We start from the raw sequence: 20,020 nt of genomic DNA, 5'->3' as shown, positions 1-20,020 counted from the left end.
TTACTATTCAATTCCCGAATCCAACACCACACCTTTAGTTTCTACAAAGGATATGATATAATTTTGTTCATCCCGACAACTAAACATGCCTAATCTTCATAAACCTCTCTAACCTCTCCTCTCCACACTTACCCATCACTGCAATAAGATGAACAGCCAAATCCAACAAAAGCTAAAAACCATCTACCAGATGCTGTTCGAAATGGCAACGGGGAATCTTACATTCAGGATACAAGGGGAAACAGACAATAATCAGTTGAATGAACTGATATCAATGCTAAATACCACTGCCGCGAAAATGGAATTGGTAATCTCTCACTTGGACCATATAAACCCACATTACACCTACCAAGGCTTAGTTCAGACCACAATTATTCTCGACAAAAACTTCATGATCAAAAGCTTCAGCAAAAATCTACCTACCCTTTTAGGATACAAGCCCGCCAAGCTATTAGAATTAAACTTTCACGAAATACTGGCCAAACAATCCATTCCATTATGGGACACCATTAAAGCCGCAGCATCAACCAATAAAACAGCATCAGCAACCGTCCAATTCATATTCAGTACACAAAGCCAACACTTGGTTCCTTCCCATTGTACCGTTACAAGACTATTGTACAGCAATAGGATTATCATCAGTACCATTACAACGATCCTTCAAGATATCCTACCGGAAGCATCAACTACTTTAAATTCGACAGTACACCATCAATCAGATGCAATCCTGGTTCAAAATGTCCACACCTACATTTTAAAAAATTTGGAAAACCCATTACCCAGCACAAACGAATTATCAAAAATGTTCAATGTAAACGAATTCAAATTAAAAGACAGTTTCAGGCATTTTTTCAACACCAGCATCTACCGGTTCTACACCACAGAAAGACTCAAAAAAGCACATCTTCTAATCCTTCAAACAAACATCCCTCTAAAAGAAATCGCCTTTATCAGCGGCTACAATGACTACACCAACTTCTACAAAGCATTCAAAAAACGCTTCAGCTATTCCCCTAGCGATTTAAAACGTGAGAACATCGAGGGTAACAATATCATTTAGAAATATAAAGCCTGCAGCAGTAATAACTTATAAAAACGTCCTCTTCCCGCCCTTATATTTTTGCATTAAAAATCACGGTAAGGATTTGCGCGTTGGCCGCCGGGAGTGCCCCCCTAGCGAAGCGGCTGGGGGCGCGATAAAGAAATCCGTCCGATGATTTTTTGTGCAAAAATATTAAGGCTTGATCTTTTGTTTCTTTTGTATCAAGACAAAAGAAAAAATCCTCTTCAAATAAAGCAGAAATAAACAATTGAAAACGTCTTTTGGTCGCCCTTATATTTTTGCACCATAAAATCACGGTAAGGATTTGCGCGCTGGCCGTAGGGAGTAACCCCCGAGTGAGTGCCCAGCACGAACGGCTGGGGTTGCGATAAGGAAAATCCGCCCGATGATTTTTGGTGTAAAAATATTCAGGCTTGATTTTTTTGTTACTTTTTTCATCAAGGAAAAAAGTAAAAATGCTCTTCAAAAATACAAACTCCTAATCTAACTCCACATTTGCATACTGATATTCCCAATACGCAAACAACTATCACTTTAACAAACAGACCTTTACACAAAACCAAAAATCACGATTATGACCTCATCAGTATCACAAACCAATAAAATTACAGTATCCATCTGCTATCTCTACATACTCCTCTTTACCTACGCAGCCGTAAGCAAACTCCTTGATTTTGAAAATTTCAGCGTACAACTGGGACAATCCCCTTTACTGAGTGCTTTTGCTGATATTATATCATGGTTAGTTCCATTAATAGAACTCCTCATTGTACTAATGTTAGTGTTCCCTAGATTTCGTCTTGTGGCACTCTTTGCTTCTTTCAACCTGATGCTAATGTTTACGGCCTACATTTTTATCATTTTACATTTCAGCTCCTTTATTCCTTGCTCCTGTGGTGGAATCCTCGAAAAATTAGGATGGAAAGAACATCTGATATTCAATATAGCATTCATTCTATTGGCCATAATGGGAATTCTAATAATACGTAATTCAGCAGCAGAGAAACTTCTAATTTCAAAGCCTCATAACCTCATCATTATTTTTGTGTTGTCAACTGTATTAAGCGTTGGAATTGTTGCGGGACTGTTCTTAGCCTCCGAAAACATAACTCACTACCATAATAAATTCACAAGACGCTTTCCGCATTTTCCCGCTGTAAAAACGAGGGAATCCGACCTTCAATTAAACTCGTATTATATCGCTGGTGTCGATCAAAATAAAGTGTATCTCGGTAACACCACAGCCCAACTACTGGTAACGATGCTAGATTCTACCTTAAAACAAAAAACACAATACCAAATTGAATTGGATCACAAAAATCTACCGTTTAAATCAGTAAAGATAAAAGTGTCAGCACCATATTTTTACGTATACGATGGCACTGTACCCTCCATATTCAAAGGAAACATCAAAGACTGGAAAGCAAAACTGGTAAAAAAAGGAGGCGAATACTTTTCACTTGCAGAACCGATGGACTCAACTATAATGGCGGTCCGCACACAAAAGCGAGGCAGTGGCGAAAGCGTTATGGCTACATTGGATTTGCGTGATACGGCCAAGACACAACTGAATCCTGCAATTTTGCAAAAACAAATCGACGGTCTTTTTGATACAGATGGTCAAATGGTCTACAGTAAACAGTTAAACCGACTTATTTATTTATATGCCTATCGCAACCAGTTCACGGTAGCCGACGAGAATCTAACTATCGATTACAGAGGAAATACGATCGATACAATGAGTCATGCTAACCTCAACATAGTGAACATCAAAAGCCACAATCAAAAGAAACTTGGAAAGCAACCTCTTATTGTCAATAAAAATTGCGCGGTATTCAATAACCTGTTCTTTGTCAATTCTGGAATACCGGGTCGTTATGAAAATATAAAAATGTGGGAACAGGCAAGCATTATAGACCTATATGACCTTTCAGGAAACAGCTATACCCTAAGCTTTTATATCTATAATGAAGAGAATAATAAAATGAAAAACTTTATTGTACAAGATTCAATACTATATGCATTGATTGGCAATCGCATCGTCAGGTACAACCTTAGCAAAACAATAACCAAAAATTATCAAAACAACAGCAAGCATACAAAATAAAAAACATAAAAATCTATTGGCCAAATAGCAGGACTAAGATCGAAAACCTGTAAAAAAGAGTAGATCATAAATTCTAAATTTTTTACTCATGAAAACTACATTTTTAAATTTAGTGATACCAATGGCTGTGGTTGCAGTAGGATTGGTAGGAGCATTGACAACCAATGCTATGGAAAAAAGCAATAGTAAATTAGCTCCTGTAATGGGCTACAAACATGCTAGTATTGCCATACCTTGTCAGCAAGTACAACTATGTTCCAATAGCGGTACCTTTGTCTGTACGTCAGATAGTGATGGTGCTAATCTTTATGCAAAAACAGGTGCAACCTGTCCGAATCAGCTTTTTAGAGATACACAATAGCTAAAAGCTTTTTTTATTACAATGCCGTCTAAATTCAATTTAGGCGGCATTGTTTTTCATATATTCTAATGGTAACCCGTTTGGTGAAATTAAATTAAAAAATGAACCACATAGACAAATAGATTTAATATAAAATCATTTAAGAACGAATAGAAATAGCACTATTTTTACTTCGTCAGTTCGCCCTTCGGTCTCGGGTCACATAGATTGACTATGTGAATAGTAAAACGTCTATCAAGTTCTTTTTTAAAACTATAAATTCTATGTTTCTATGTGTTTAAAAAATAATTACACCCAACGAGTTATGGCATTATATCTTTTCGATTTCGATCTAAATCATTACTTAGAATCTGCACCCATCCACGACTTCAAAGGTTCATTTTTCAAATAATGTCCAAACCACTCTTCGGTGCGCTGCGTCAGGTCTTTTTGATGTGATCCATCCATCAACACATGACCTTCTCCGGGATAAATCAGCAACGTATGCTTTTTTCCAAGCCTTCTTAAAGCAAGATAGAATTCAATACTTTGGTAGTAATTAACATGTCGATCTTCAGCGCCGGTCCAAGCTAATAAAGGCGTATGAACATTGGTAGCTTGTAACACGGGTGAATTTCTAAGATAGCTGTCTGTATCTTCAAACAGCGATTTCCCAACCCGCAACTGGTCATATTCCGACCTCCAAAAGTCTGGTTTCTGGTAATTTCCGCCTATATACAAATAGGTGCTGACCAAATCAGTCCATGCCGCTCCGGCTATAGCCGTGGCAAATCGATCCGTTTGCGTTATGATGAAATCCGTTTCATATCCGCCAAAAGAATGCCCAATCAGGCCTGAATAATGTATTAAAAGCACTAGTGTGATAACAGGAAACATCAGGGTATGTATTTATCCAAAAGATGTACAACGTATTACCGGTAAAACATACAGACAGGCAAGGTTGTATTTAAACAAAATTAAAGACAACTTGAATAAAGAACCGCATCAATTAATTTCGATAGAGGAATTTTGTTCGTATTCAGGCCTTCAACTGGAACATGTTTTACGTTGTATAATCGGATAGGAATCCTAGAATTAAAAGTCTATCACTCACCTTTAACATAACAATACCTGTTCACCAAGCAGTTCAAATAGGCATGCCAAGTATATTTGGGTTTACTTATCGTTATAGTAAAACTGGCTAATCAACTTCAATCTCACCCACAGCAATCACAGCCAAAACCACATTGACACTCATCTCCAATTGAAACCAACGTAGTATCTTTTTCACCTGCTAATCTTAAAAACGGGAATGAATTTTGGAGCAAAACAGAATTCAAAGCAAAATTAGCTTATATACCTTCATCCATTGGCAAATATGTTTTTTAATAAATGCAAAAGTTCTGATACTTCTTTTGCTTTTAACGCACAAGACAAAGTAATCGCCTGTGTAATATTGCGCGTTAATTAGGCATAAAAACAAAAAACCCTCAACGTTTGTTGAGGGTTTAAATACTGGCGGAGAAAGAGGGATTCGAACCCCCGGACCTGTTACAGTCAACAGTTTTCAAGACTGCCGCATTCGACCGCTCTGCCATTTCTCCAGTATGTCGCTTTCATTACCTGATTGCGAGTGCAAATATAAGAACCTTTTTTGGTTATGCAAATGTATTTTTATAAAAATCACCCTTATTTTTTAAGTATTTTTTTAATTGTTTCATTTACTTTGTTTTAGATTAGAAATATTTTTAAAAAAAGTTTTTGCAATAGCGCTGTGATTTATAAATAGTAAATAATAATTGACTTCAACCCCTTATACAATTGCTCATTCAGAATAAAAAGGATCAAAAAAAATCCTTCGAAAATATTTCCGAAGGATTCATTTAATTACTTTTCACTAATCACTCTTTACTAATCACTAATCACTAATCACTAATCACTCTTTACTAATCACTAATCACTACTTTACTAATCACTAGCCCACTAATACTTCACATATTCTTTAATTTCCAAGCCATATCCTATCATACCAACGCGTTTGGTTTGCTCGGTATTCGACAATAATCGAATTTTGGAAATGTCAATATCATGTAATATTTGGGCACCAATACCAAAATCTTTGTTATCCATCTTGATTTGTGGCGCTTTAAATTCACCTTTTGCTTGCAATTCTTTCAATTCAACAATGCGATTCAATAAATCTATAGATTGCAATTCTTGATTAATAAACAATACAGCACCTCTGCCCTCTTCATTGATTATTTGAAACATATCATCCAACTTTTTATGCGCATCGTTAGTCAATGTACCCAATATGTCATTATTCACCGACGTAGAGTTGATACGTGTTAGAATTGCTTCACCGATATTCCAGGTCCCCTTGGTCAACGCAATATGTATTTGCTTATTCGTAGTTTGTTGATACGCTCTTAGCCTAAAAGTGCCAAAACGGGTTTCAACATCAAAATCTTCTTTCTTTACAATCAAACTGTCGTGTTGCATTCTATAGGCAACCAATGCTTCGATTGAAACCAATTTTAAGTCAAATTTCTTGGCCACTTTCACCAATTGTGGTAATCGCGCCATAGAACCGTCTTCATTCATGATTTCGACAATTACTCCGGCCGATTTAAACCCTGCCAAACGTGCAAAATCAATAGCAGCTTCGGTATGTCCCGTTCTTCTCAAAACGCCTCCTTGCTTGGCTATCAATGGAAATATATGTCCAGGACGTGCCAAATCATGCGGTTTTGTATCTGAATTCACTAACGATAGTACTGTTTTTGCTCTATCAGAAGCCGATATTCCTGTGGTTACTCCATTACCCCTTAAATCCACCGAAACCGTAAAAGCAGTTTCCATAGGATCAGTATTATTAGTTACCATCACATGCAATCCAAGTTCTTTACAACGGCTTTCCGTTAATGGTGCGCAAATCAAACCGCGGCCGTGTGTGGCCATAAAGTTGATCATTTCGGGTGTTACTTTTTCGGCAGCAGCTAGAAAATCACCTTCATTTTCACGGTCTTCATCATCAACCACAATAATTACTTTGCCTTGACGAATATCTTCAATAGCTTCTTCTATTGTGTTGAGTTGTATTTTTGTGGTAGACATCTTATTCTTTATTTTGAGATGGAATTATTTTTTGAAACAATTTTTGAAATACTTTTTGTACAGGTGCCAATAGTACATCCATATTGATTAAACCAATATCATTCGTGGCACGATAAGTCAATAAAACAGCCAACGGCGTCAGAATCATAGACGACATCCAGGCCCCAAAGAAAGGAGGTATACCATCTTCCTGAGAAATCCTTTTCCCAAAAGTATTGATAAAATGGAAGGATATAAAAATTAAAACGGCAAATACGATAGGCAAACCAAGACCTCCCTTTCGTATAATCGCTCCCAACGGCGCTCCAATAAAGAACATTAGAAAACAAGCATAAACAATAACAAATTTATCATAAAGAGCCAAAATATGACTGTTTATGTTTTTCTTTTTATTGTCCAGTTCGCTTCTGGTGGCATCAATAGTATACAATGTGCTTTGCGCATTACTGCTGGCAGCTTTTAAAATTTCAACTTTTTGCTTGTTGTTGTAAATAGACAACAAATTTTTAACCAAAGCTTTTTTCTTTGAAACTTGAGGAGCATTATTATTGCTTAGGGTAGCTATTCTCGATCCGCTGTTTTCAGAGAATGAAACAATTTCAGTATTCCTGTTCTTAGTCAGGGAATCCAGTGTATACTTCAAATCATTCACGGTCAACATTGTACTGGTATTGGATACGCTCTCATCTTTTGTGTCCACTTTATTCAATTGGGACAAATCAATATTGATGCGGTATTTCTTAAAGGAACTTTTTGCAAAAGGAAGTTTATCCCGATCCTCGTATTTTTTAGGCACGATATCCTGATAATAATTACCGTCATTCAAAACCAACTGAAGAATACTCGTTTTGTCACTACTGATTAATTCTCCGTCCGTGGCGCGAATCGCCGTTTTGCTACCGTCGCCATTTAGGGATTTTTGATGAATGGTAATTCCAGTAAGGTGATTTCCATTCTCACCCGATTTTTTATTCACTTTAATATTGTATGAGCCAACGTCGCTAAATTGTCCTTCCGTAATGGCAAGTGCCGGTTTGGCCTGAGCAATATTTTTTCTGAAATTGACAAATCTAAATTCGGCATACGGAATCACATTATTGGCAAATAAAAATGCGACTATACTCAATATTGCAATAGCAATAGTCAAGCTTCGCATCGCTCTTTGCAACGAGATCCCCGAAGATTTCATAGCCGCAAATTCATAATGCTCAGATAGGTTTCCAAAAGACATTATCGATGCCAATAAAATAGATAACGGTAAAACCAAAGGCACGATTCGGGGCATAGAGAACGCCAAAAATTTGATAACCATTACGAAATCCAAATCTTTACCGGCCAATTCGGCAATAAACAACCAGACCGTTTGCAGGATGAACACAAAAAAAAGGATAACAAATACCGTAGCAAATGTACCCAGAAATGTTTTTAATAAGTATCTGTCTAGAATCTTCACCTAAATAATTAGTCTAATTTATTGATGTAATAATTGGGATATTTGCTTGCAACAAAGGTAAACTGATTTTTCGGCAATGTCTGATTTGTTTTAAAAGAATTAACCGTCAATGTTGTTTTCGTTCCTTTTTTGGCAATTTCTATTACATTGTAAATATTATTGGTTTTAGAATCAATACCCACCAAAATCTCTTTTCTTTGATCTTTGGCATTGGTAGGAGTCAGTTTTATGTATTGTATTTTTTTACCGCTTACATTCTGGGCAATATCCATTGAGAATTTATAACCCGTATTGAAAAAAGTCAGCATTTTTGATGGTGTGATAGCCGAATCGTCTTTCTCATCCACTTTCGAAATAGTGATTTCCTCATCTTCAGGAACGATAGTATAATTCTTTTTACCGTCAAAAATCTTGGTGATTCCCATAAAATTCAACACATACTGATTTCCTTTCATCACCACAGTTCCTTTACTGTCCTGATTGATATTTTCTTTGGCATTATTCAAAGAGTATTTAAAATCGATTGTGATATTCTCGTAGCTTTTTACTTTGGCAGTTACTTTATCCAATAAAGCTTTTGCTTTTTTATCTTGTGCCTGAGCCGAAAATCCAATAAAAAAGGCAACCAAAAGTCCCATTACCATTCTCACTCCTATTTTGTGTTGTAATCTCATTTGTTCTGTGTTTTGTTGTATGCTTATTAATGTTTTTTGTAACTAATTGAATATTGTTATCACTTGGGCGTGCCCCCATTGAGAAAAGGGGCTTACTGATAGCACCGCTTACAAAGCCCCTTTCCTCAACGGCGTCGGGCTATCCGCGCTACTTCGGTAGCTGGCTTCTATCCCTCACGCATCCGTCTAATATCATATTTGGTGCAAATGTAAAGACCTAAAAAATGAAAAGCATCTAAAAAAAAGCTAAATTTCTGTTATCAACGCTATTCCAAAGTCTAATTATCCAAAATCTGCAATCTGAAACACCCAATCTAAATTCTAAATTCTGAAACCTGCAATCTAAAATCTAAATTCTGAAACCTGAAACCTGCAATCTGAATTCTGCAATCTGAAATCTAAATTCTGCAATCTGAAACCTGAAATCTGCAGTCTAAAATTCTAACTTTCGTTGCTAAAAAACTGATCCAGCCCCGTCATATCCTGTATATTCACGCTTCTGGCTTTACTTCCTTCAAAAGGACCAACAATTCCGGCAGCTTCCAGTTGATCAATCAATCGACCAGCTCTGTTATACCCCAGTTTCAGTTTTCGTTGCAATAACGAAGCCGATCCTTGTTGTGCATTTACGATTACTTCGGCAGCTTCTCTAAACAAAGTATCTCTTTCAGAAATATCCATTTCCAAACTAATTCCTCCATCTTCTCCTACGAATTCAGGAAGTAAATAAGCTGTAGCATACGCTTTTTGTGAACCAATAAACTCGGTTATTTTTTCTACTTCTGGAGTATCTATAAAGGCACATTGTACACGAACCACATCATTTCCGTTCGTATATAACATATCTCCCCTACCAATCAATTGATCCGCACCCTGTGTATCCAAGATCGTTCTGGAGTCAATTTTAGAGGTTACCCTAAAAGCGATTCTCGCAGGGAAGTTGGCTTTGATCAAACCTGTAATTACATTCACCGATGGTCTTTGAGTTGCTATAATCAAGTGAATACCAATAGCACGGGCTAATTGTGCCAAACGCGCAATAGGTACTTCAACCTCTTTACCGGCTGTCATAATCAAATCGGCAAACTCATCAACTACCAATACGATATAAGGCAAAAATCGGTGTCCATTCTCTGGATTTAATTTTCTTCCTTTGAATTTTTCGTTGTATTCCTTGATATTTCTTACCATCGCATCTTTCAATAACGAGTAGCGGTTGTCCATTTCCACGCAAAGTGAATTCAATGTTGCCACAACCTTGGCATTATCGGTGATAATGGCATCTTCGGTATCAGGTAGTTTCGCTAGATAATGTCTTTCTATTTTATTGAAAAGAGTAAGCTCTACTTTTTTAGGATCCACCAATACAAATTTTACTTCGGCCGGGTGTTTTTTGTATAAAAGCGAAGTCAACACCGCATTCAATCCTACCGATTTCCCTTGCCCTGTAGCACCCGCCATCAATAAGTGGGGCATTTTGGCCAAGTCAACCACAAAAGTTTCGTTCGAAATAGTTTTTCCAAGAGCAATAGGCAATTCCATTTCAGCTTCTTGGAATTTGGCCGAACCAATAACGCTTTTCATAGAAACCATCGTTGGATTCTTGTTCGGAACCTCGATACCGATAGTTCCTTTTCCCGGAATAGGCGCAATAATACGAATCCCTAATGCCGAAAGTGACAAAGCAATATCATCCTCTAAACTCTTGATTTTGGAAATACGAATTCCTGCCTCAGGCACAATTTCATACAAAGTTACCGATGGCCCTACAGTCGCTTTGATTTGCGCTATTTCTATTTTGTAATTACGAAGCGTATCTACAATTTTATTTTTATTCTCTTCCAGTTCTTCCTGGTTGATAGTAATACCGCCAGTCGAATATTCTTTTAATAAATCAATGGTTGGAAACTTGTAATTAGACAAATCCAAAGTAGGATCAAATAAACCAAAATCCGACACCAGACGTGAAGCCAGATTGTCCTCGATAATATCTTCCTCTACAGCTTTTTCAATTACAAATGCTTCTTCTTTTACCGGTGCTACCGTAGGCAAAATTTCCATTGGAAGCGGTTTAAGAGTGGGCTCCAAATTAATTTCGGAAGCATTGGAAATTGTTGGTTTCAAAGCTTCTTTATTGATTTCAAACTGTGACCCTGATGTTTTTAGATGGATATCATCCAATTCTTCTTCTTCAGTTTCCTCAACTGCAAATTCCTCAAGATTATACACACTGTCATTAGGCGTCAATATTGGGCTTGTAGCCAAGTCCTCTTTAATTTCTTTTTTGGTGCTTTCAAAAAAGGATTGCACTTTTTCGGGTGATAACTGCAATTTGAAAATCAAATAAACAATCAGCCCAAAAACCAACACCAAAAGTGTTCCTGTTTTACCAATATAATCTTGTGAAAATAAATTCAATTCATATCCAATTGTCCCACCCAATTCAGGTATTGAAGTGGCAAAAAAACCAAAAAGGACAGACAAAACGACAACAGCAAATAAATCCCAAAACCAAATTCCTTTTAGTTTTTTAATTGACAGACTCAAAACCAAATACATTCCAGTCAGAAAAAATAAACGCACAAACAAAAAGGAAGCAATTCCAAAGCCTCTGTACACGAATAAATCGGCGAGATAAGCACCAAATTTACCAAGCCAGTTTTGAACCACTTCTTTGCGGTCTGTCAATTCGGAAACAGCGCTTTGGTCGATTTTTCCATAAATAAAAAAGGAAACAAATGCGACTAATAAAGCGATTGAAAATAACACCAAAAGAGACCCCAAAACAATTTTGTGCTGTTTGGTGAATTTCCATGATCTTATGCCTTTAGATTCCGATTCTTTTTTTGTATCTGAAGATTCTTTTTTTGTAGATTTTGCCATTCTTGAATTTAATTGAACCTATAAAAATTTTGGGATATAAATAATTAGACCAATTGCGATTGCTGTTAATGCAGCAAAAAATACTGCTCCAGCAGCAATATCTTTTATAAAACCTATTCTTTCATGATAATTAGGGTGAATAAAATCAGCTATTTTTTCAACAGCGGTATTCAATCCTTCAATGCTCATAATTAAACCAATGGCCATCGTTTGGAAAAGCCATTCGGTAGTCGTGATATGAAAATAAAAACCGGCAATAGTCATTAATATTCCAATTGAAAATTGAACCATAATACTGTGCTCGGTAGTAATTAATTTTACGGCACCAAGAAAAGCGTATTTCACGCTTTTCAATCGGCCCGTAAGTAATGTGTTGTCTTTTTGAAATTCCATTATATTCTATTAAAGTGCGGCTAAAGCGGCTTCGTAATTAGGTTCGTTTGCAATTTCACCCACTTGTTCCGTATGAGTCACCACACCATTCTCATCAACAACGATAATCACTCTTGAGTGCAATCCAGCCAATGGGCCATTAACAATTTCTAAACCGTTATTTTTCCCAAAAGCACCATCTTGAAAATCAGATAAGTTTACAACATTTTCAAGTCCTTCAGCACCACAAAAACGTTTTTGGGCAAAAGGTAAATCTCTGGAAATGCACAAAACAGTAGTGTTTGCCAAATTACTTGCGCTTTCGTTGAATTTTCTAACTGATGTTGCACAAGTTCCTGTATCGATACTAGGGAAAATATTTAAAACTAATTTTTTACCTGCAAAAGCGCTTAAATCAGCAACCGATAAATCGTTTTGAACTAATTTAAAATCAGCCAGTTTTGAACCAACTTTTGGTAATTCACCTGAAGTGTGTATTGGGTTTCCTCCTAATGTTATAGACGCCATAATGTTTGTTTTTTTTAATGAGGTTCAAAAGTAAGGATTAATATTTGAATCTAAAAGGATTTGTTTTTTGAGTTATGGCTTGATAGCTCTGCCAAATCATTATGCCATTTTAGATCAAAATAGTATTCTCTATTATATTAATTCCGTTTCGATTTCAATGGTACCAGATAGTATCTTATGCACAGGACAAGCGTTGGCAACTAAAATCAAACGCTTTTTCTGATCTTCATCGACCGTACTCAAAAACTCCAATTTTCTGGCGAAAAGCGTTTTGCCATCCATTTCGATTAGTTCTGTTTCTACTTTTATTTCGGGTATATTCCAGCCTTTCTTATTAATATACATCCGCAGTGTTGCCAATGTGCAGGCGCTTAATGATGCCGTAAGTAATTCTTTGGGTGAAAATCCTGTGTCCTTCCCTCCTTTCTCAACCGGTTCGTCAGCAGTGATGATATTTCCTGTAGGCGTTTTTATTTCGATTTGAAAAGGAACTTCTTTAATATGAGCGATTACTTTTGCCATGATAATTATTTAAATTTAGGTTGTGGTAAGGGTACAAACTCGGTTTCATTGGGCACCTTCGGAAACTTTTGATCGATCCAATCCTGCTTGGCTTTTTCAATTACGACTTTATCCGAATGAACAAAATTCCAATAGATAAAATGCTCTTCCGGAAAGGGTTCTCCCCCAAAAATATAAACCGTACAGTTTTCGCTCATTTCAAACTGACAAAGACTGCTTTCCTTGGCCACCAAAATTTGCTTTGAAGTGTAAGTGTTGCCATCATTTTTAATTTCTCCTTCCAAAATATACAAAGCGCTATCCCCAAACAGGTCTTTACCAATATTCAGTGTGGCTGGGTTGGTGCTTTTAATTTCGATAAAGTACAAAGGGCTGTAAACGGGAACAGGCGATTCTTTACCGAAAGCTTTGCCGGCAATCAGTTTTATGGAAACATTATCTTGTTGCCATTCGGGTATGTCTTTGGCTTCGATATGGAAGAAAGAAGGTTCTATATTTTCCATTGCTTTGGGCAAGGCTACCCAAATTTGTAAACCATGCAGACTTTTATCAGTAGTCCTCAAACGCTCGGGTGTTCGTTCCGAATGAACCACTCCTTTTCCGGCGGTCATCCAATTTACGGCACCTGGCGTAATTTCCATTTCGGTACCAAGGCTGTCGCGATGCAATATTGCACCCTCAAACAAATACGTAAGCGTCGATAACCCAATATGAGGATGTGGACCAACATCTAGGTTTTGATAATCCTTAAGTTTTGCCGGCCCCATATGATCCAAAAACACAAAAGGTCCTACGGCACGCTTTTCGCGAAAGGGTAACAATCTTCCCACTAAAAAATTACCGATATCGGCAGCTCTTTCTTCTATAATTAATCCAATGTTTGACATAGTATATCGTTTGTAAGTTTAAAATCTTAAGAAATCAAAAGACAATCTAAATTAATTAAAAAAAACAGGTATTGGGAATGAAATCAAAATATTGTTATGCAAACACATTTGCATGAGGGATCGAAACGGCATCTCCCGGTTTAGAAAAACAAGGCTTTTTGCCGTAGTTTTTGTTAATCGGGAATACAGTGTAGAGCCCGACCTCGTTGCCAAAATTGGTGTTATGAAAACAACTGTTGTACAACGAGGTCATGCCCAAACTGAAACTTACCAAAGTCTTGCAACTCTTTCACAAGAATCTGTAATTTATTAAAAGATTATCTGCTGAACTTTGTACTGTAAATTAAAAGAAATACAAAAATGGCAACTACTATAAATAATACATTTTACATTCCACTGGAAGATGTCGAGAGCGAACATTGTGCGCTTATCGTCGATAACGGCTTAGGAAAAATAAAAAATATTGATTCCCATAAAGTGGAACTCAACAACAACAGAGCCGTGATTACGACTTCGAAACCCGAAGCATTGCCGGAAGCTGTCAATGCGATTCGGGATTTGGGTTACGGCGTAACAACGGTAAAGAAAACCTTTCCCGTTCTGGAGATGAGCTGTGCTTCGTGTGCAATTGGGGTGGAAACCGCTATTCAAATCCAACCCGGAATTGTTAGCGCGTCGGTCAATTTTGCGACCGCAACTGTGGCGATAGAATACTTACCGAATATGATTTCTGTAGATGAAATCAGGAAAGCAGTTCAGCTAGCTGGTTATGATCTGTTTGTAGAAGAGGACAATAAAGAGCAAGAATCGCTGGAAGAAATACACGAAAAAAAATTCAGTCAATTGAAACTGAAAACGCTATGGGCAGGATTGCTTACAGTTCCTGTGGTCATCATTGGGATGTTTTTTATGGATATTCCCTACGCCAATGAAATCATGTGGGTTTTATCGACTCCTGTGGTAGTTTGGTTTGGTCAAAACTTCTATATTAATGCTTGGAAACAAGCCAAACATCATTCGGCCAATATGGACACGCTGGTGGCTTTGGGAACAGGAGTGGCGTATGTTTTTAGTGTATTCAATACTTTATTTCCCCATTTTTGGCACGAAAGAGGGTTGCACTCCCATGTTTATTTTGAAGCAGCAGCGGTAATCATCACGTTTATACTGCTTGGGAAATTATTGGAAGAAAAAGCCAAAGGAAACACTTCGACTGCCATTAAAAAACTAATGGGGTTACAACCCAAAACCGTGACAATAATTACAGGTGATGAACAGCAATCCACAATACCGATCGATACAGTTAAACACGGAGATATCATACTTGTAAAACCGGGAGAACAAATTGCAGTGGATGGAGCCGTTACCAAAGGAAACTCCTACGTAGATGAAAGCATGCTGAGCGGCGAACCTGTTCCGCTCTTGAAAAAAGAAAACGAAAAAGTATATGCCGGAACGATTAACCAAAAAGGAAGTTTTCAATTCCGAGCCGAGAAAGTAGGTTCCGAAACAATGCTGGCCAGCATCATCAAAATGGTTCAGGAAGCCCAAGGAAGCAAAGCCCCAGTCCAAAAATTGGTCGATAAAATAGCGGGCATTTTTGTTCCAATAGTAATTGTGATTGCGATTATTGCGTTTGCTTCTTGGATTATTCTGGGAGGCGAAAATGGTTTTTCCCAAGGATTGATAGCCTTTGCCACCGTTTTGGTGATTGCTTGTCCATGCGCCTTAGGTTTGGCGACTCCCACTGCGATTATGGTCGGAATTGGTAAAGGTGCCGAAAACGGAATATTAATTAAAGATGCCGTAAGTCTGGAATTAGCTCAAAAAGTAAATGCCGTTGTTCTGGATAAAACGGGTACCATTACGGAAGGAAAACCTGTAGTTACCAATTCATATTGGACAGACGAAAGTGACCTTCTAAAACAAATCTTGGTCACTATAGAAAAACAATCCGAGCATCCTTTGGCAGAAGCCGTAATCAAACATTTTGATGACAATAACAGTATTGCCTTGGACCATTTTGAAAGTATTACAGGAAAAGGGGTTTCGGCAACCGTAGCAGGCAAAACGTATTTAGTCGGAAACCAAAAACTTTTGCTTGAAAGGAAGATAATCCTTTCGCAAATGCTTATTGAAAAAGCCAATCAGTGGAGTGCCGAATCGAAAACGGTTATCTGGTTTTCGGACGATACGCATGCGATAGCAGCCATTGCAATTGCGGACAAAATCAAAGAAACATCTATTGAGGCCATTCAGCAATTAAAGGAGTCAGGGATTGCGATTTATATGCTTACCGGCGACAATGAAACTACAACTGCATCCATTGCCAAAAAAACTGGAATAACCAATTACAAAGCCGAAGTCTTACCTGAACAAAAAGCAGTTTTCATCAAACAATTGCAAAGTGAAGGAAAAATTGTGGCAATGGTCGGAGACGGAATCAATGACAGTACCGCTTTGGCGCAAGCCGACGTGAGCATTGCGATGGGAAAAGGTAGCGACATTGCTATGGATGTTGCCAAAATGACCATCATTTCATCTGACCTCAGTAAAATTCCAGAAGCCATTACACTCTCCAAACAAACTGTGGCGACAATAAAACAAAACCTGTTTTGGGCCTTGTTTTATAATGTCATTGGTATTCCGGTAGCCGCCGGTGTCTTGTATCCCATCAACGGATTTCTGCTGAATCCCATGATTGCCGGAGCGGCTATGGCATTGAGTAGCGTAAGTGTGGTGAGTAACAGCCTTAGATTAAAATGGAAAAAATAATTTAGGTAGGCTGAATCGCTAATAGTAATTATCATTCTTAAAACTGAACAATTAAAACAACAAATAAAACAACAAATAAAACAAAAATGAACACTAATTTAAACGAAAAAGAAACTACATTTTATTTCAAAACAAATATAAAATGTGGTGGTTGTGTTGCCACAGTAACACCTTTTCTAAATGCTGTAAAAGGTATCAGTCTCTGGTCTGTAGATACCGAAAATAATGACAAAATTCTATCCGTAACCTCCAATGGTAATATAGAAAGCGAAATTATAGATGCGGTTCAAAAAGCGGGTTATAAAATTGAAGCGGTAGATTAAAAACCCGTTTTTCTGTTATCAAAAAAATGAATCGGTTTTCTGCTCATTGGATTGAAAATAATAGGTCTTAGCGCTTCATTCGTCGTGAATTCAATTTTGGGAGTTACACGCAATTTGGCTCTAAAATGATCTTTTAATTCCTGTAGAAAAATGGGTGTAGGGTCTTTAACCGCAAGTTTTATCAGAATCTCATCTGTTCCCAAATCATTCGAAGTAATTTCGATGATATAGCTTTCGATTGTATCGAAATCATTTAAAACATCGTTCATAGCAGGCGGATACAAAGTAGTTCCTTTGTATTTTATCATTTGCTGTTTCCTGCCAATAACAGGGCCAACACGCAATGTGTTTCGACCACACAGACAAGGATCAGTATGCAATTGTACAATATCCCCCGTTTTGAACCGAACTAATGGCATGGCTTCAATTCCCAAGGTGGTAAAAGTTAATTCTCCTGATTCACCATTTTTTACGGGATTATTATTTGAATCCAATACTTCCACAATAATCAATTCTGGGTGATGATGCCCTCCTACTCCATGATCACATTCTGTAAAGGCAGTGCTCATTTCGGTCGAAGCATAAGTGGAGAACAACTTTATTTTCCATTTGTCCGTTATTTTTTTGGACAGTGCATTCATTGTGAAATCTTGGTTCCTAAGAGATTCGCCGATACAAATAGCACCTTTAACACTGGAATTATTGAAATCAATGTTATGATTTTCGGCATATTCAATCATTTTTAGCAAAAAGGAAGGAACCGTAATTAAATAAGTCGGTTTGTATTTTAAAATAGAATCCCATTGCAATTCCGGAATTCCGGCACCAACACGAATAACACCCACTTTCATCTTTCGAAGACCTAAAAAATAAGCCAATCCTGCCATAAAACGACGGTCAATAGTGGTCATTAACTGCACAATATCACCTTCTTTTATGCCTGCACAATCAAACGAAATAGCTTCATTATAAGCCAATCTGTCCAAATCACTGTCGGTTAACCCAAAAGTTACAGGATCTCCCAAAGTCCCGGATGTAGTGGTGTAATCAATAATTTTATTCGCAGGAACACATAAAAAATCATCATTGTATTTTTGTAAATCTTCTTTGGTGGTAACAGGCAACAGAGTCAAATCCTCAATTGTTTTTATATTGGCTATATCAATATTTTTTTTAAAAAAAAGAGAACTGTAAAAAGGGGAATTGACATTCACATAGCGCAAAAGTTCTGCCAATTTTTGTTCCTGAAACGATTTTATTTCGGCTGCAGTGGCGATTTCTATCTTTGGAATCATTCTCGTTTTCTTTTAATTTTCTTTAAATAGTTGGTAATCTCCTGTTTCTCAGCAAGAGTACTAATTTCTTTGGTCAATGCTTTTTCAAACTGCTCTTGAGCCAAAGCGTATTTTTTATTTTGATAAAAGTACAATCCTGCATTATAATAAACAACCCAATAATCTGGATTTAAAGATTGATAATATCCAATGAAATCGGAAGGTAATTTTTCTTTCTTTTTTAAAAACAAATCCATTTTTTTATTCTCTATCCTAAACTGCTCATAGTTTTGATACGCAACCGTTTCCAGAAATGGATCCTTGGGAATATTTCTAGTTTCATCTTCCAAAGAAATTATATTGTCATTCCTTTTTCTGTTTATAAAAATGGTATTCAAGTCATAACAGACAAATTCACCCAATTGATAGGGACTTGCCGATACCCAAACCAATCGTTTCGAAGGTTGAAACACAATTCCGTGATGAGCCAATAAGTGATTTAATGCCTTATCATTTCCAAAACCCAAAGGTATATTATTAAGCCCCTCTTTATTCCGAAGGATATCAACAGCGATTTGAGGTGTAATTATTGGATTTTTATCCAGTAATTGGGTCATTCGATCAAAACGATATTGCGAATGACTGTTTTTAATTTGGTCTCTATTTCGTTTGTTTTCTTTTAATGCATCACTTTGAAAATGATTGGTACAAACCAACTGATTATCGTTTGAAACTTCAAAAATGCCTAAATTATCTGGTGCAATTTCTATCAAAACGGCTTTATTGTCATTGGCACTTCCTATCATAATTGATTCGGATACAAATACTTTCTTCTTTTTGGCAATTGCAATTGCTTCGTCAATAGTTCTTGCATATTGCAATATTTCCCGTGTCAATATAGAAATTGGTGTTTTGGCAATTAACGGGATTTTAGACTTGCTGGCATTGATTGTCAGTGTCAGACCTTCAGCATTCATTCCTGAACAAACGCCGATCATTCCCGGCCAGGTTACCATCATGAAAGGATATCCTTCCTTTGGGTTTATAAAAGCCACTATCTTATCTTTTGCGAAAGCGTCATCAACATAGAAATCGAAATTTCGACCAAGGATTAAGTTTCCATCTTCTGTTTTGTTTCCCCAAGCTGCAAAAGAGGTACAACCTACCAAAGCTAAATCTTGAACAGCATGACCAATATCATGGGCACCATGCAAATACATATCTCTCAAAAAACTGGGCGCTATATAACTTAAATCTTTTGGTGCATATTGCGAAAGTCCATAAATTTCGGTTTGATACTCATTGTCCACATTCAAATACAATTTTCGATTATACCAATTTAAAAAGCGCATCATCACGTTCCTTTTAAAATTGGATGGAATCAAAACATCTACTCTATCAAAAAAAACATATTCTTGCTTTTTTAACAAAGAATCTGTCAAACTACCGATTGCTAAACCTCGTTCCAACGGATCGCCTTCAACATAGAGTTCCCATAGGTTTTGTTTATTCTTAAGTAAAAAATTATTTCCAGTGTAAAAAATAGTGCTGGATTGTTTTGTGACAACGGAAATGGTGTTGTTAAAACTTTTTATTTCTGGTTGATGGCGCATTGATTTTGAAGTACCGCATGAAGCAACTACAAAAGCTAAAACGATGAAAACAATATGGACAATATGTTTCTTCATACACCTCAATTTAT

18 protein-coding genes and 1 tRNA gene are annotated in these 20,020 nt (G+C 37.0%); 6 read left to right on the top strand and 13 right to left on the bottom strand.

Features of this window, described 5'->3' with window-relative positions:
• The first annotated feature begins 148 nt into the window (after window positions 1-148).
• Complete coding sequence (locus DOS84_RS18115) at window positions 149-1,060, top strand: helix-turn-helix domain-containing protein (protein ID WP_111411509.1); 912 nt, start codon at window positions 149-151, stop codon at window positions 1,058-1,060.
• Window positions 1,061-1,112: 52 nt separating this feature from the next.
• Here DOS84_RS18115 and DOS84_RS18110 read toward each other — a convergent pair whose 3' ends face one another.
• The gene (locus tag DOS84_RS18110) at window positions 1,113-1,529 is read right to left on the bottom strand and encodes a hypothetical protein (protein ID WP_111411508.1); all 417 of its coding nucleotides are present in this window, start codon (window positions 1,527-1,529) and stop codon (window positions 1,113-1,115) included.
• A 108-nt stretch (window positions 1,530-1,637) separates the two neighbouring features.
• On the opposite strand from DOS84_RS18110, the gene DOS84_RS18105 reads away from it, so the two are divergent.
• Entirely contained in the window at window positions 1,638-3,170 is a 1,533-nt protein-coding gene (locus DOS84_RS18105) for a DoxX family protein (RefSeq protein ID WP_111411507.1), read from the top strand.
• Between the two features lie 121 nt (window positions 3,171-3,291).
• The gene (locus DOS84_RS18100) at window positions 3,292-3,531 is read left to right on the top strand and encodes a hypothetical protein (protein ID WP_124020661.1); all 240 of its coding nucleotides are present in this window, start codon (window positions 3,292-3,294) and stop codon (window positions 3,529-3,531) included.
• A 339-nt stretch (window positions 3,532-3,870) separates the two neighbouring features.
• Here DOS84_RS18100 and DOS84_RS18095 read toward each other — a convergent pair whose 3' ends face one another.
• The 10 genes from DOS84_RS18095 to DOS84_RS18045 all read right to left on the bottom strand — a co-directional run bounded on the left by DOS84_RS18095 (window position 3,871) and on the right by DOS84_RS18045 (window position 13,946).
• Window positions 3,871-4,407: an alpha/beta hydrolase family protein gene (locus tag DOS84_RS18095; RefSeq protein WP_111411505.1), complete on the bottom strand. Its 537-nt coding sequence runs from the start codon at window positions 4,405-4,407 to the stop codon at window positions 3,871-3,873.
• Window positions 4,408-5,026: 619 nt separating this feature from the next.
• Window positions 5,027-5,114, bottom strand: a tRNA-Ser gene (locus DOS84_RS18085).
• Window positions 5,115-5,493: 379 nt separating this feature from the next.
• Window positions 5,494-6,627: a 3,4-dihydroxy-2-butanone-4-phosphate synthase gene (gene ribB, locus DOS84_RS18080; protein ID WP_111411503.1), complete on the bottom strand. Its 1,134-nt coding sequence runs from the start codon at window positions 6,625-6,627 to the stop codon at window positions 5,494-5,496.
• Between the two features lies 1 nt (window position 6,628).
• Window positions 6,629-8,080, bottom strand: coding sequence for an LptF/LptG family permease (locus DOS84_RS18075; protein WP_111411502.1), 1,452 nt, complete (start codon window positions 8,078-8,080; stop codon window positions 6,629-6,631).
• An 8-nt stretch (window positions 8,081-8,088) separates the two neighbouring features.
• Window positions 8,089-8,754: an outer membrane lipoprotein periplasmic chaperone LolA1 gene (gene lolA1 / locus DOS84_RS18070; protein WP_243636404.1), complete on the bottom strand. Its 666-nt coding sequence runs from the start codon at window positions 8,752-8,754 to the stop codon at window positions 8,089-8,091.
• Window positions 8,755-9,195: 441 nt separating this feature from the next.
• The gene (locus DOS84_RS18065; protein WP_111411500.1) at window positions 9,196-11,637 is read right to left on the bottom strand and encodes a DNA translocase FtsK; all 2,442 of its coding nucleotides are present in this window, start codon (window positions 11,635-11,637) and stop codon (window positions 9,196-9,198) included.
• An 18-nt stretch (window positions 11,638-11,655) separates the two neighbouring features.
• Entirely contained in the window at window positions 11,656-12,030 is a 375-nt protein-coding gene (locus tag DOS84_RS18060; RefSeq protein WP_111411499.1) for a diacylglycerol kinase family protein, read from the bottom strand.
• 9 nt (window positions 12,031-12,039) lie between these two features.
• Window positions 12,040-12,537, bottom strand: coding sequence for a thiol peroxidase (gene tpx / locus DOS84_RS18055; RefSeq protein WP_111411498.1), 498 nt, complete (start codon window positions 12,535-12,537; stop codon window positions 12,040-12,042).
• Between the two features lie 132 nt (window positions 12,538-12,669).
• Entirely contained in the window at window positions 12,670-13,059 is a 390-nt protein-coding gene (locus DOS84_RS18050) for an OsmC family protein (RefSeq protein WP_111411497.1), read from the bottom strand.
• Window positions 13,060-13,064: 5 nt separating this feature from the next.
• Window positions 13,065-13,946 (bottom strand): pirin family protein, encoded by an 882-nt coding sequence (locus DOS84_RS18045; RefSeq protein ID WP_111411496.1) that lies wholly within the window; start codon window positions 13,944-13,946, stop codon window positions 13,065-13,067.
• Between the two features lie 112 nt (window positions 13,947-14,058).
• Here DOS84_RS18045 and DOS84_RS18040 point away from each other — a divergent pair, with 112 nt between their 5' ends.
• The 3 genes from DOS84_RS18040 to DOS84_RS18030 all read left to right on the top strand — a co-directional run bounded on the left by DOS84_RS18040 (window position 14,059) and on the right by DOS84_RS18030 (window position 17,044).
• Complete coding sequence (locus DOS84_RS18040; protein ID WP_111411495.1) at window positions 14,059-14,259, top strand: hypothetical protein; 201 nt, start codon at window positions 14,059-14,061, stop codon at window positions 14,257-14,259.
• Between the two features lie 47 nt (window positions 14,260-14,306).
• The gene (locus DOS84_RS18035) at window positions 14,307-16,721 is read left to right on the top strand and encodes a heavy metal translocating P-type ATPase (RefSeq protein WP_111411494.1); all 2,415 of its coding nucleotides are present in this window, start codon (window positions 14,307-14,309) and stop codon (window positions 16,719-16,721) included.
• 86 nt (window positions 16,722-16,807) lie between these two features.
• Window positions 16,808-17,044, top strand: a complete 237-nt coding sequence (locus DOS84_RS18030) for a heavy-metal-associated domain-containing protein (RefSeq protein WP_111411493.1) — start codon at window positions 16,808-16,810, stop codon at window positions 17,042-17,044.
• Here DOS84_RS18030 and flxY read toward each other — a convergent pair.
• Both flxY and DOS84_RS18020 read right to left on the bottom strand, forming a co-directional pair.
• On the bottom strand, window positions 17,041-18,339 hold the full coding sequence (gene flxY / locus DOS84_RS18025; RefSeq protein WP_111411492.1) for a flexirubin biosynthesis putative acyl-CoA ligase FlxY: 1,299 nt from the start codon (window positions 18,337-18,339) through the stop codon (window positions 17,041-17,043). The genes DOS84_RS18030 and flxY overlap by 4 nt on opposite strands.
• Window positions 18,336-20,006: a C45 family autoproteolytic acyltransferase/hydrolase gene (locus DOS84_RS18020; RefSeq protein WP_111411491.1), complete on the bottom strand. Its 1,671-nt coding sequence runs from the start codon at window positions 20,004-20,006 to the stop codon at window positions 18,336-18,338. The genes flxY and DOS84_RS18020 overlap by 4 nt, the downstream gene beginning before the upstream one ends.
• Window positions 20,007-20,020: the final 14 nt, after the last annotated feature.

Source organism: Flavobacterium aquariorum, assembly GCF_003254745.1.
GTDB classification, from domain to species: domain Bacteria; phylum Bacteroidota; class Bacteroidia; order Flavobacteriales; family Flavobacteriaceae; genus Flavobacterium; species Flavobacterium aquariorum.
This window is presented reverse-complemented; position numbering and strand designations above follow the sequence as displayed.